The following is a 13,154-nucleotide window of genomic DNA, read 5'->3' as shown; positions in this document are numbered from 1 at the left end:
TTTTAGGAGATAATATCTTTTATGGACATGGTTTTACAGGTATGTTAAAAGAAGCAGCAGCTAAAAAAGAAGGAGCAACAATTTTTGGTTATTATGTAAGTAATCCTCAAGATTTTGGAGTTGTTGAATTTGATAAAGACGGTAAAGCTATTTCTTTAGAAGAAAAACCAAAGTATCCTAAATCTAATTATGCAATACCAGGACTATATTTTTATGATAATACAGTTGTGGAAAAAGCAAAAAAAGTAAAACCTTCATTAAGAGGAGAACTAGAAATAACAACCTTAAATGAACTGTACTTAAATGAAAACAAACTGAATGTAATAAGCTTAGGAAGAGGAATGGCATGGTTAGACACAGGCACTCATGAAGCACTTTTAGAAGCTTCAAATTTTGTAAAGACAATACAATCAAGACAGGGAATAATGGTTGCTTGTCCAGAAGAGATTGCTTATAGAAACTCCTGGATAAGTGATGAAAAATTAAAAGAATTAGCAGAGCCATTATTAAAATCAGACTATGGAAAGTATCTGATGAATATTATATAATAAATAATAAATGAAATAAGTATATTTTAAAATATGTTAAAACTAATTGGAAGTGATAAAATTAAAATTTATTAAAAATTCAACAATAAACTCAATATTATACTTTAAGAATAAGGTATTTAATAGCTTATAGTAAAATAAAGGAGGAGATAGGTATGACAAAGTTAAAAAAAATAATGACTAAAATTAAGGACCTATTTGTAATAAAAACAACAAAAAACTCTGATATTTTTAAAATAGATACTTTATATGATAATATTAAGGAAATTGAAGGTATTTTATTGAGTGCAGGATTTAAATTAGAAAACATCCAAAATATTCAAAATTTAGGTGGAATGACTAACAAAAATTTTTTAATCTTTATAAATAATAAAAAGTATGTTCTAAGAGTTTCTGGAGCTGGAACTCAATGAATGATAAAAATAGAAAATAAAGAAGAAAATAGTAAAAAAACAACTCACTTGAATATAGACTCTAAACTAGTTTATTATGACAAAAATACAGGAGATAAAATTTCAGAATATATAGAAAATGGAAAAACTTTGAATTCGGAACTAGCAAGAGAAAATTTAAAAGAGGTTGCTAATATTTTAAGAAAACTTCACAGTTCAGATGTAAAATTCAATAATAGATTTGATGTATTTGAAGAGATAAAAAAATATGAATTATTAGCAAAGAAGCTAGGAGCGAACTTCTATCCTTCTTACGAAGAAATAAAAGTTAAAATCGAAAAGCTAAAGGAAGAATTAATAAAATTAAAGCCCAAATTAGTTGCTTGCCACAATGATGCAGTACCGGAAAACTTTATAATAAGTGCTAACAAATTATTTTTAATTGATTGGGAATATTCAGGAATGAATGACCCTATGTGGGACTTAGCCTCATATTCCTTAGAAAATAGTTTTTCAAAAGAAGAAGAATTAACGTTCCTAAAGGAATATTTTTATAATGAAGTATCAGAAAACGATTATTTAAAAGTTCAAATTTTTAAAATTTTACAGGATTTTTTATGGAGTATTTGGACTTTAGTAAAAGAAAAAAAGGGAATTAATTTTGGAACTTACGGAATTAAAAGATTTGAAAGATGCAAGAATATGCTGGAGGATATAGATGAAAGATAAGAATACAATTGATTGGTTATCCACTATACTTCCACTGTTAATAGTTATAAGCCTTTGTGTTTTATTTCTTATATTTCCTGATGATTCAATTTTTATATTGGAAAAAATTAGAGATTTCTTAGGGGATAATTTTGGCTTGTATTATGCAATTTTAGGCTGTGGAATCTTGACTTGCAGTCTATATATTGCATTTTCTAAGTATGGTCAGATAAGATTAGGAAAGAATAGCGAAGAACAATATTCGTCATTTACATGGGGAGTTATGATTTTTACTTCAACAATGGCAGCAGATATTCTTTTTTATTCCTTGTGTGAGTGGACTTTATATGCGAATGAAAAATATATAGAAGAAATTGGTGGAATACAAAAATGGGCATCCACATATCCTTTATTTCATTGGGGACCTATAGCCTGGAGTTTTTATATAATATTGGCAGTCGCTTTCGGCTTTATGTTGCATATAAGAGGAAGAGATAAGCAAAAATTTTCAGAAGGCTGTAGACCTATCTTAGGAAAAAAAGTGGATGGAATACTTGGAAAAATAATAGATTTAATAGCTATTTTTTCTTTATTAGCTGGAACAGCTACAACTTTTTCATTAGCTACACCCCTTTTATCAAGTACTTTTAGCAGAGTGTTTTCTATAGAAAATACAAATTATTTAACAATTTTAATATTAATTTTTATAGCTATTGTGTATACTTTTACAGTTTGGTTTGGAATGAAGGGAATAGCACTACTAGCTAATTATTGCTCATATCTTTTTTTTATTTTACTTTCTTATTTTTTATTTTTAGGGAAAGAGACAAAATATATATTAGAAACTGGATTTTCAGCTATCGGGACAATGCTACAAAATTTTATTGGACTTGCTACCTGGATGGATCCTCTTCGTGAAACTTCATTTCCTCAGAATTGGACTATTTATTATTGGGCATATTGGATGGTCTGGTGTGTTGCGACTCCATTTTTTATAGGTAAGATATCCAAGGGAAAAAAAATAAAACAAGTAATTATTGGTGGATATATTTGGGGAATTTCAGGAACATTTATGTCATTTATTATACTTGGGAATTATGGAATGAGTCAGCAAATAAAACATGGATTAAACTTATCAGGGTTGATTGAAAAAGGAGTTTCCTATTCTGATGTAATAATAAATATATTTGAAACATTGCCCTTCCCAAGCTTTGGATTATTGCTTTTGGCTATAACTATGGTAGCATTTTATGCAACAACATTTGATGCTTTAACAATGGTGATATCTGCATATTCATATAAAAAATTAGCTGTAGAAAAGGAACCTAGTAAAAAAATAAGAATATTTTGGTCTATTATGTTTATTTTACTACCAATAGCCTTGATTTTTATGAAAAGTTCTATGTATAGTTTGCAGTCCGTAGTAATAATAGCAGCATTTCCAATAGGTAATATTATTTTATTACTCGTAATAAGTTTCTTTAAAGATGCTAATAATTATCTAAAAAATATGGATTAAAATGTGTATTTTTAACTATAAAATTTATGAAAAATAGTAAGTAACAAAGTATTTTAATAGGAGAATAAAATAATGAAAGGAATAATCTTAGCAGGAGGAAGTGGAACAAGACTTTATCCGGTAACAAAAGCAATATCTAAACAAATAATTCCAGTATATGATAAACCTATGATTTACTATCCTTTATCTGTATTGATGCTGGCAGAAATAAGGGATATTTTAGTAATATCAACTCCTAGAGATGTAAAAGTTTTTGAAGAGCTGTTAGGAACAGGAGAGAATTTTGGTTTAAATATATCTTATGCTGTTCAAGAAAAACCTAATGGGCTTGCAGAAGCATTTTTAATAGGAGAAAAATTTATAGAGAATGATTCATGTGCCTTAGTTTTAGGAGATAATATCTTTTATGGACATGGTTTTACAGGTATGTTAAAAGAAGCGGCAGCTAAAAAAGAATTAGCAGAGCCATTATTAAAATCAGAGTATGGAAGATATCTTATAAATCTTATTAAGCTAAGTAAAAAATAGGTATTTATAAATTAACAAAGTTTCTAGTAATAAAAATAGAGGAGCAAAAATGGGAAAATTTAAAAAAATAAGTACAGGCATAGAAGGCTTATTTATAATTGAACCAACTGTATTTGGAGATGAAAGAGGTTTTTTTATAGAGACATACAATAAAAATGATTTTGCAGAAATTGGTATTAATGATGAATTTGTTCAAGATAATCATTCTAAATCTAAAAGAGGAGTTTTAAGAGGTTTACATTTTCAAACTAAATTTCCTCAAGGTAAATTAGTTAGAGTAATAAAAGGTTCAGTTTATGATGTTGCAGTCGATTTAAGAAAAAATAGTAAGACTTTTGGTAAGTGGTTTGGGATAGAACTTAGCTCTAACAATAAAAAAATGTTTTTTATACCCAAAGGCTTTGCTCATGGATTTTTGACACTGGAAGATGGTAGTGAATTTACTTATAAATGTACAGATTTTTATTATCCAGAATATGATTCAGGAATTATATGGAATGATAAAGATATAAATATAGAGTGGAATTTTAAAAAATATATGCTAGAAGAACAGGAAATAATTTTATCAGAAAAAGATAAAAAATTACAAACTTTAGAAGACTATAAAGGGAAAATGAAAGATGATTAAATTTATTTTAATAACTGGAGCAAATGGACAATTGGGATGTGATTTTCAAAAACTTTTTGATTCTTTAAAAATAAAATATATAGCTACAGATATTGAAGACTTGGATATTACTGATATTAATAAAATTAGAAATTTTGTGAATAAAAAAAATATAGATTTAATAATAAATTGTGCTGCCTATAATAATGTTGACAAGGCAGAAGACGAAGTAGATTTGTGTAGAAAGCTTAACACTTATGCACCGAGAAGTTTGGCTATAGTTGCAAATGAAATTGGTGCAGAATATATAACTTTTTCTACAGATTTTGTTTTTGATGGGAAGAAAAAAGAAGCTTATTTAGAAGAAGATGAAGCGAAGCCTCTTTCTATTTATGGAAAGACAAAGCTTGAAGGGGAAAGAGAAGTCTTTAAGGTAAAAGCTGATAGCTTTGTTATAAGGACCTCTTGGTTATTTGGAATAGGAAATAATAATTTTAATAAACAAATTTTAGATTGGGCTTCTACAAAAAATAACTTATCTATAGTTGATGATCAAGTTTCAGCACCCACTTATTCAAAAGATTTAGCTTATTATAGTTGGGAATTGATAAAAACAAAAAAATATGGACTTTACCATTTTTCAAATGCAGGGGAGGCTTCTAAATATGAACAAGCTAAGTATTTGCTTGAAAAGATAAAATGGCAGGGAGTTTTAAATAGAGCTAAGACAGAAGATTTCAATTTAAAAGCTAAAAGAGCTAAGTATACTAAGTTAAATAGTGAAAAGATAGAAAGTTTAATAAATAAAAAAATACCTGCTTGGGAAAATGCCATTGATCGATTTTTAGAAGAATTGGAGTGTGATAACTAAAATGAAGACCTATTTAATAACAGGTGCTGCTGGTTTTATTGGAGCAAATTTTTTAAAATATATTTTAAAAAGGCACGATGATATAAAAGTTGTAGTAGTAGATGTGCTAACTTATGCAGGAAATTTAGAGACAATAAAAGAAGAGTTAAAAGACTCGAGAGTAAGATTTGAAAGAGTTGATATAAGAGATAGAGAAGAACTTAAGAGAATATTTATTGAAAATAAAATAGACTATGTAGTGAATTTTGCAGCTGAATCCCATGTGGATAGATCAATAGAAAATCCACAAATTTTTTTGGAAACAAACATTCTGGGGACACAAAATTTACTTGAAAATGTAAAAAATATTTGGACAGTGGAAAAGGATGAAAAGGGTTATCCTGTTTATAAAGAGGGAGTGAAATATTTACAGGTATCGACAGATGAAGTCTATGGAAGTTTAACAAAAGAGTTTTCTAAATCCATAGATTTAAAAATAGAAGATGAAGAGGTAAATAAAATAGTAAAGAATAGAAAGAATTTAAAAACTTATGGGGAGAATTTTTTCACTGAAAAAAGCCCTCTTGATCCTAGAAGTCCTTATTCTGCATCAAAGGCTGCGGCAGATCATATAGTTATAGCATATGGGGAAACTTATAAATTACCAATTAATATAACTAGGTGCTCTAATAACTATGGACCTTATCATTTTCCAGAAAAATTAATTCCTCTTATGATAAAAAATATTCTTGAAGGTAAAAAGTTACCAGTCTATGGAAAAGGAGAAAATGTAAGAGATTGGCTCTATGTTGAAGATCATTGTAAAGGAATAGATTTGGTTTTAACTAAAGGAAAAATAGGAGAAATTTATAATATTGGTGGCTTTAATGAAGAAGAAAATATTAACATTGTAAGGATGTTGATAGACATTTTAAAAGCTGAGATTTCTAAGCATGAAAGTTATAAAAAATATTTAAAGACAGATTTGGATAAAATAAATTATAGTTTAATAAGTTATGTTCAAGATAGACTAGGACATGATATGAGATATGCTATAGATCCGACAAAAATAGTAAAAGAACTTGGATGGTATCCAGAAACAGACTTTGAAACAGGAATTAAAAAGACTGTAAAATGGTACTTGGAAAATCAAGATTGGGTGGAAAATATAACATCTGGTGAGTATCAAAATTATTATAAGCGAATGTATGAAAATAAAGAATAGGTGATGAAAATGTTGCAAGAAAGAAAAGATTTTTATTATGAAGAAGATGAGATTAGTTTATATGATATTATTGATATTTTAAAAAAATACTGGAAAGCAATAATAACAATTTTTTTAATAGGTTCTATATTAAGTTTTGCATTTGCCTTAGGTTTTAGAAATTACAATAGAAAAGAAAGTGCAAGTCAAAAATTTTATCTAAACTACCCTATTTTAGAAAAAAATTCTTATTACCAAATGCTAAATTTAAGCTATATTAAATTTGACCCTATGAGTATATTACAGAATGAAAAATATATAGATAAATTTTTTGAAATAGAAGAGTTAAATAAAGAATTTGAAAAATCAGAAATTGCAGATAAAGACCTTTTACTATCAGAAAAAATTAAATTTTTATCAAAGTTTTTAAGTATAAAAAAAGATGGAGATAATTATGAAGTTAAAGTTACAGCTAACAGAGAGTTAAAAATTTCTGAAAAAATAATTCAAATGTATTTTTTTATTTTGGAAAATGAAATCTCTAATAAAATGAAAGAATTGATAGAGATTCAAAAAGAAGAGGCAGAATATTTAAATGCTTATGCTCTTAAAGAATTGGAAACTATAAAAGAAAAAATAAATTTGGCTCTGAAAAAAGAGCATGGAACAAATATGACAGCAGAAGATATAAGGAGTTTAATTGCTTTTAAAGAACCTGTATTAAATGTTGATAATATTTATTATCAATCTGTTTATGATAAAACCTCGAAACAAATAGCAGGTGCAGAAGGTCTTCTAAATACAGGGCTTGTAGATAAATTATTAGAAAAAACAACTTCGCTTATAATTAAAAGGGAAAGTGGTATTGCTAAATACATTTTGTTGGGGGGATTTTTATTCACTTGTTTTATCATAATAATGTTTATTGTATTAAAAGAATTTTTAGAAGGTTATAGGCAGCATAAATTAGATAGAGAACAAAAAAAATTAAAATAAATAAAAAAATCGTTGGAATTTACAAATATTCCAGCGATTTTTAAATTTTTAAATTTTTATTTCTTTATTCTTCTTAAATTCTTCTTTAACTTCATTATAAAGTTCAGGTTTAGAAATCAAATCATAAGAAGAATTTGCAAGTATTTTTGCAGCTAGAAGTATAGCATTATGTGCATCTTCATTTTTTCCACATTCAATAAATTTTTCAGAATGTGATGATGTTCCAGGCGGAACAAAAGCTATTCTAATACAAGAACCAGGAACTTTAAACATAACATTTCCAAAGTCTGTAGAGCCTGTTTTTTCCCTAGGGGGCTCTATTCTTGGAGCATTTACTTCTGCAGCATTCTCCATGAGAATTCTATTTAATGATAAAACAGGTATTTTACTATCAAGAGATTTAGTTTCTATGATTTCACAAGTTGTTTCTGTCATCATAGCAGCACCTTCGACAATTTTTTTGAATCTTCTTATAACATCATTTAAATAATTTCTGTCATAAGATCTAAGACTTACTTTAGCTTTTGCATATTTAGGAACAACATTTGCCGGTCCTCCAGCATCCACTATTGTATAATGCATTTTTGTATCTTCTTTAACATGTTCTCTGAAAAATTCTATACCTTGAAATAAAAGTAACAAACCATCTAAAGCACTTCTACCTTTCTCAGGAGCAAGCGCAGCATGAGAAGATACACCATGAAAAATAATATCAAAATTAGAAAGAGCTAAAGATTTAACATCTGTTGTTGTCATAGGGGAACCATGCATCATAAGTGCAATATCTATGTCTTGAAATGCTCCATTTTTTTCCATAGGAACTTTTGCTCCCAAAGTTTCTTCAGCAGGTGTACCATAGACAACTATATTGTAGTCATAATCTTTTAGAACTTCTTTAAGTGCTACGGCAGCAGCAATGATAGAAGGTCCTTGCATATGATGAGCACAGGCATGGCCTAGTCCTTCTAAAGCATCATATTCACAAAGTAGACCTATATTAATTCCACCTTTTCCTGACTTATATGTAGCTCTGAACGCAGTTTCAAAACCATAGATATTTTCTTCTACATTAAAATCATTTTTCCTTAAAAAATCTGTGATTTTTTTCATAGCTCGAAATTCATTTAATCCTAACTCTGGATCATCAAATATTGAGTCAGCCATAGATAAAATTTCAGGTGCAATCTTATCTATATACTTGTTTAGTAAATTTTTCATAAATAAATCTCCTATCTAAAATGAAATATTAAAATGGACCATAATGCATAGTATTAGCAATTATTATCAGCACAGAACCTACAACAATCCAAATAGCAAATAGTTTCCACATGAATTTCATCCATTTGTCATAAGAAATTCCTACCATTGCAATGAAGCCCATAAGTGCTGAAGAAGTTGGTAAAACATAGTTACTTAAACCATCACCAAAGTTAAATGCAAGAACTGCAGTTTGTTTAGTCATACCTATGATATCAGCAACTGGTAACATTATTGGCATAGTAGCAGCAGCTTGTCCACTTCCTGAAGTTATAAGCCCATTTATTATAAGTTGCATTAAGAACATTCCGGCAGCTTGTAAAAATCTTGGTAAATCAACTAATAAATTTCCTAGAAAAAGAACTGTAGTATCCAGTATTTTTCCATCTGCCAAAACGATTCCTATTCCATTTGCCATACCTACCATTAAAGCACCATAAACTAATTTTCTAGCACCCTTAGTAAATTCAGTAGCGACTTTACTAGGTCCGAATCCATAAGCAAATCCACTTAAAACTCCCATCCAAATAAATATTGCAGCATTTTCTGTAAGTCCCCATTTCCAATTTTGGCTTCCATATACTAAAAGGGAAAAACAAGCTATAACAATTAAAAGAATAAGATAATGTTTTCCTTCTACCTTATCAAATTTTTGTTCAGTAACATTTACATTTTTATCTTCCATTTCTAAATCATAGACAACACTATTTCTTATATCTTTTTTTACTTTTTTTGCATACCAAATAATATAAATATTTGTAACAACTAAGAAAACTACTAAACAGAAAAATCTATATCCTAGTCCAGAAAAAAGTGGTAATCCAGCTATAGACTGAGCAACTCCAGTAGTAAATGGGTTAAAAGTTCCGGTACTGAAACCTATAGCTCCTCCTAAGCAAACCATTGCTACACCGACTATAGCATCATAACCTATACTTCTAGCTATAATAACACCTATTGGTGCAAAACCTATGAATGTGTTAACTCCCATAGTAGTACATGCCAATGCAAATATAGTAGAGAAAGCAGGAATGATTAATACTTCTTTATTAGAGAAAACTTTAGTCATTTTAGCAGCAAAGCTTTGGAACATACCAGTTTCAATAATAATATTAAAAGCACCACCAACAATTAAAACAAGAAAAATAATATTACTAGCTTTTCCCAATCCCTTCATTATGTACAGAGGAACTTTTAAAAAACTAATAGGGCTACTTTCAATGTATTTGAAAGTTCCTTGAATAACAACCATTTGTTTGCTGACTTCATCTTTAACTCTTTCAAATTGCCCTGCTGGAATAATCCAAGTTAAAGCTACTGCAACAACCATCATAATAACAATAACTACGTAAGTGTCTGGAAATGTAAATCTCTTTTTCATAAGTACAGCCTCCTTAAAAAATTTTTTAATAATTTTTTTGTAAAAATAATTTTTTAAAATTATATATTGTAAAAAATTTTTTGTCAATATTTTTTTAAAAATTTGTTCTTTTTTTGGTAAGAGCATATAATTTTTATATAATATATTTTATTTTGTAAATAATTATGATATCATAAAAGAAAAAAAGGAGAACAAAATGGAGAATAAAGAATTGAAGAAAAAAATAGCTACACTTGACTTAACTAAAAAAGAAAAAAGAGTAGCAGAATTTTTTTTGGATGAAGATAAGAGAATATATTTAATGACTGTTTCAGAAATAGCATCAGAAATAGGAGTCAGTGATACCAGTGTAATTAGATTTATTAAGTGCCTAGGTTTTAAAAATTTCACAGAATTTAAAAATAGTGGACAGAAAAAAATAAAAACACATTTGGAAAAGACTAATGATTTTATTAAAAATATTGAATTGATAAAAGAAAATTCAATTGAAAAATTATATATAGAAAAAATAAATGAAGAAGTTAATAGAATTTTTTCTCAGGATTCTTTGTTGATACTTCGAAGAATTGGAGAAACTCTTATGAGAAAAAATAATAAGTATATAATAGGTTTTAAGAGTACAGCAGGAGTGGCGAATTTTTTTGGAGTTAGATTGGGTTTTATACTGAAAGATGTTTTCACATATAATATAGATGATTCTGTTGTTGTAAATTCGATATTTAATATAAAAGAAAATGATGTTTTAGTTATTTTTGACTATCCTATGTATTCCAAAGTGGCTCAAGTTCTTGCTAATATAGCAAGGGAGAGAAAAGCAAGCATAATTCTTTTTTCTGATTCCGAAAATTCACCGCTATCTAAGCATTCTGAAATATTATATAAAGTAAAATTAAATGGTTTAAGTGTTTTTAATTCACTTATATCAACTCAAATTTTAATAGAATACATACTCACTTTTATAAGCCAGTTTATTGATGAAGAAGAAAAAGAAAGATTTAGTGAAATAAGAAAATATCTAGCAGCAAAATTGTAAAAGAATACAATGAATAAAAATTTTTTATAAAAAAACACTTGTTTTAATATATATATAATTAATTTAGTTGACTTTTTTTAATATAAGTGTTAATATTAGAGAGTATATGAATAGTATAAAATAATTTAACAAAAAATAAAGGTCAAAATATTCGTATATCGAACAACATACTATTATTAAGGAGGAAAAGAGATGCTTTTTAAGACAACTGATGAACATGAAATATTGCGTAAACAAGTTAGAGAATTTGTTGAAACAGAGGTTAAACCTATAGCTTTTATTTTAGATAAAGAAAATAAGTTTCCTCAAGAGGCAATTAAAAAATTTGGAGAAATGGGATTCATGGGATTACCTTATCCTAAAGAATATGGTGGAGCTGGAAAAGATGTTTTAAGTTATGCTATAGCTGTTGAAGAACTTTCAAGAGTTGATGGAGGAACTGGAGTAATTTTATCGGCTCATGTCTCATTAGGTACATATCCTATAGCTGCATTTGGAACTGAAGAACAAAAGAAAAAATATTTAGTTCCTTTGGCAAAAGGAGAAAAGATAGGAGCATTTGGACTTACGGAACCTAATGCTGGTTCAGATGCTGGTGGTACTGAAACAACAGCTGTTTTACAAGGAGATCATTATATTTTAAATGGTGAAAAAATATTTATAACTAATGCACCTTATGCTGATACATATATAGTATTTGCAGTTACTACTCCTGATATAGGCACAAAAGGAATATCTGCATTTATAGTAGAAAAAGGATGGGAAGGATTTACATTTGGAGATCACTATGATAAACTTGGAATTCGTTCGTCATCAACTGCTCAACTTTTATTCAATAATGTAAAAGTACCAAAAGAAAATCTTTTGGGAAAAGAAGGAGAAGGATTTAAAATAGCTATGTCTACTCTTGATGGAGGAAGAATAGGAATAGCTGCTCAAGCTTTAGGAATAGCACAGGGAGCATTTGAAAGTGCATTAGAATATGCAAAAGAAAGGGAACAATTTGGAAAGGCTATAGCTTTCCAACAAGCTATATCATTTAAACTTGCGGATATGGCAACTAAAATAAGAACAGCAAGATTGTTAGTATACAGTGCAGCTGATTTAAAAGAGCATCATGAACCTTATGGAATGGAATCAGCAATGGCAAAACAATGGGCATCAGATATAGCTTTAGAAGTTGTAAATGATGCGGTGCAAATTTATGGTGGTTCTGGTTATTTAAAAGGTACAGATGTAGAAAGAATGTATAGAGATGCAAAAATTTGTACTATCTATGAAGGAACAAATGAAATTCAAAGAGTTGTTATAGCTTCTTATTTAATAGGAAGAGAACCAAAATCTAATGCTGCTGGAGCAGTGAAAGTTAAAAAAGGTGCAATTACTGGAGTTAGAAAGAATGTTATATTTAAAGATGGAACAACTAAAGAAAAAGTAAAGGCACTTGTTGAAGCTTTAAAAGCGGATGGATACGATTTTACAGTGGGTATACCTATTAATACTCCTATAGGAAAAGCAGAGAGAGTTGTCAGTGTTGGAAAAGGGGTAGGAACTAAAGAAAATATGAAGCTAATAGAAAAATTAGCAAAGAATGCTGGAGCTGCAATAGGATGTTCTCGTCCAGTGGCAGAAACTTTAGAATATTTACCTCTTGATAGATATGTGGGGATGTCAGGGCAAAAATTTGTTGGTAATTTATATATAGCATGTGGAATTTCCGGTGCTTTACAACATTTAAAAGGAATTAAAGAGGCTACAACAATTGTAGCAATAAATTCAAATGCTAATGCTGCTATATTTAAAAATGCTGACTATGGAATAGTTGGAGATTTAAAAGAAATTATACCTTTATTAGTCAAAGAATTGGATACTGGAGAGAAAAAAGAAGCTCCTCCTATGAAGAAAATGAAAAGATCAGTTCCTAAAGTGATTTATTCACCAAAAGTTCATGTATGTAGTGGTTGTGGTCATGAGTATATTCAAGAATTTGGAGATGTTGATGGTGATATAAAACCAGGAACTAAATTTAAAGATATACCTGAAGATTGGACTTGTCCGGATTGTGGAGAAGCAAAAGATAAATACATAGAAGCATAAAAATTTTTAGCTATGTAGAATCTTAAAAAATTTT

At 28.5% G+C, this 13,154-nt stretch carries 12 protein-coding genes and 1 pseudogene; 11 read left to right on the top strand and 2 right to left on the bottom strand.

Annotation, left to right across the window (positions count from 1 at the left end):
* The 9 genes and pseudogenes from Q4A58_RS04170 to Q4A58_RS04130 form a co-directional block, all read left to right on the top strand.
* Window positions 1-548 (top strand): sugar nucleotidyltransferase (locus tag Q4A58_RS04170; RefSeq protein ID WP_303116795.1); only part of this gene is annotated, 548 nt, incomplete at its 5' end.
* A 155-nt stretch (window positions 549-703) separates the two neighbouring features.
* On the top strand, window positions 704-961 hold the full coding sequence (locus Q4A58_RS04165; RefSeq protein ID WP_303116794.1) for a hypothetical protein: 258 nt from the start codon (window positions 704-706) through the stop codon (window positions 959-961).
* On the top strand, window positions 962-1,669 hold the full coding sequence (locus tag Q4A58_RS04160; protein ID WP_303116792.1) for a phosphotransferase family protein: 708 nt from the start codon (window positions 962-964) through the stop codon (window positions 1,667-1,669).
* Window positions 1,659-3,167 (top strand): BCCT family transporter, encoded by a 1,509-nt coding sequence (locus Q4A58_RS04155; RefSeq protein WP_303116790.1) that lies wholly within the window; start codon window positions 1,659-1,661, stop codon window positions 3,165-3,167. Before Q4A58_RS04160 ends, Q4A58_RS04155 begins: the two co-directional genes overlap by 11 nt.
* A gap of 72 nt (window positions 3,168-3,239) precedes the next feature.
* Window positions 3,240-3,620, top strand: a pseudogene (locus Q4A58_RS04150) (sugar nucleotidyltransferase); the annotation flags it as partial.
* A gap of 124 nt (window positions 3,621-3,744) precedes the next feature.
* Entirely contained in the window at window positions 3,745-4,323 is a 579-nt protein-coding gene (gene rfbC / locus Q4A58_RS04145; RefSeq protein ID WP_303116788.1) for a dTDP-4-dehydrorhamnose 3,5-epimerase, read from the top strand.
* A complete protein-coding gene (gene rfbD, locus Q4A58_RS04140) occupies window positions 4,316-5,173 on the top strand; it encodes a dTDP-4-dehydrorhamnose reductase (protein WP_303116786.1) in 858 nt (285 codons plus the stop codon). Before rfbC ends, rfbD begins: the two co-directional genes overlap by 8 nt.
* A gap of 1 nt (window position 5,174) precedes the next feature.
* Entirely contained in the window at window positions 5,175-6,377 is a 1,203-nt protein-coding gene (locus Q4A58_RS04135; protein ID WP_303116784.1) for a dTDP-glucose 4,6-dehydratase, read from the top strand.
* A 9-nt stretch (window positions 6,378-6,386) separates the two neighbouring features.
* Window positions 6,387-7,352 (top strand): hypothetical protein, encoded by a 966-nt coding sequence (locus Q4A58_RS04130; protein WP_303116782.1) that lies wholly within the window; start codon window positions 6,387-6,389, stop codon window positions 7,350-7,352.
* Between the two features lie 48 nt (window positions 7,353-7,400).
* Here Q4A58_RS04130 and Q4A58_RS04125 read toward each other — a convergent pair whose 3' ends face one another.
* Window positions 7,401-8,570 (bottom strand): M20 family metallopeptidase, encoded by a 1,170-nt coding sequence (locus Q4A58_RS04125; protein ID WP_303116780.1) that lies wholly within the window; start codon window positions 8,568-8,570, stop codon window positions 7,401-7,403.
* Between the two features lie 28 nt (window positions 8,571-8,598).
* Window positions 8,599-9,990: a YfcC family protein gene (locus Q4A58_RS04120; protein WP_303116778.1), complete on the bottom strand. Its 1,392-nt coding sequence runs from the start codon at window positions 9,988-9,990 to the stop codon at window positions 8,599-8,601.
* A 196-nt stretch (window positions 9,991-10,186) separates the two neighbouring features.
* On the opposite strand from Q4A58_RS04120, the gene Q4A58_RS04115 reads away from it, so the two are divergent.
* Both Q4A58_RS04115 and Q4A58_RS04110 read left to right on the top strand, forming a co-directional pair.
* Window positions 10,187-11,023 (top strand): MurR/RpiR family transcriptional regulator, encoded by an 837-nt coding sequence (locus tag Q4A58_RS04115; protein WP_303116776.1) that lies wholly within the window; start codon window positions 10,187-10,189, stop codon window positions 11,021-11,023.
* 192 nt (window positions 11,024-11,215) lie between these two features.
* On the top strand, window positions 11,216-13,120 hold the full coding sequence (locus tag Q4A58_RS04110; protein ID WP_303116774.1) for an acyl-CoA dehydrogenase family protein: 1,905 nt from the start codon (window positions 11,216-11,218) through the stop codon (window positions 13,118-13,120).
* Window positions 13,121-13,154: the final 34 nt, after the last annotated feature.

Source organism: Fusobacterium sp., assembly GCF_030528405.1.
Classification (GTDB): Bacteria; Fusobacteriota; Fusobacteriia; order Fusobacteriales; family Fusobacteriaceae; genus Fusobacterium.
The sequence above is the reverse complement of the archived record's forward strand: the minus strand, read 5'-3'. Positions and strand labels throughout refer to the sequence as shown.

Excerpts from the sequence above, each read along its gene's own strand:
- Q4A58_RS04165 (WP_303116794.1), top strand. The coding sequence starts at position 704 with ATGACAAAGTTAAAAAAAATAATGACTAAAATTAAGGACCTATTTGTA.
- Q4A58_RS04160 (WP_303116792.1), top strand. The coding sequence starts at position 962 with ATGATAAAAATAGAAAATAAAGAAGAAAATAGTAAAAAAACAACTCAC.
- Q4A58_RS04155 (WP_303116790.1), top strand. The coding sequence starts at position 1,659 with ATGAAAGATAAGAATACAATTGATTGGTTATCCACTATACTTCCACTG.
- rfbC (WP_303116788.1), top strand. The coding sequence starts at position 3,745 with ATGGGAAAATTTAAAAAAATAAGTACAGGCATAGAAGGCTTATTTATA.
- rfbD (WP_303116786.1), top strand. The coding sequence starts at position 4,316 with ATGATTAAATTTATTTTAATAACTGGAGCAAATGGACAATTGGGATGT.
- Q4A58_RS04135 (WP_303116784.1), top strand. The coding sequence starts at position 5,175 with ATGAAGACCTATTTAATAACAGGTGCTGCTGGTTTTATTGGAGCAAAT.
- Q4A58_RS04130 (WP_303116782.1), top strand. The coding sequence starts at position 6,387 with ATGTTGCAAGAAAGAAAAGATTTTTATTATGAAGAAGATGAGATTAGT.
- Q4A58_RS04125 (WP_303116780.1), bottom strand. The coding sequence starts at position 8,570 with ATGAAAAATTTACTAAACAAGTATATAGATAAGATTGCACCTGAAATT.
- Q4A58_RS04120 (WP_303116778.1), bottom strand. The coding sequence starts at position 9,990 with ATGAAAAAGAGATTTACATTTCCAGACACTTACGTAGTTATTGTTATT.
- Q4A58_RS04115 (WP_303116776.1), top strand. The coding sequence starts at position 10,187 with ATGGAGAATAAAGAATTGAAGAAAAAAATAGCTACACTTGACTTAACT.
- Q4A58_RS04110 (WP_303116774.1), top strand. The coding sequence starts at position 11,216 with ATGCTTTTTAAGACAACTGATGAACATGAAATATTGCGTAAACAAGTT.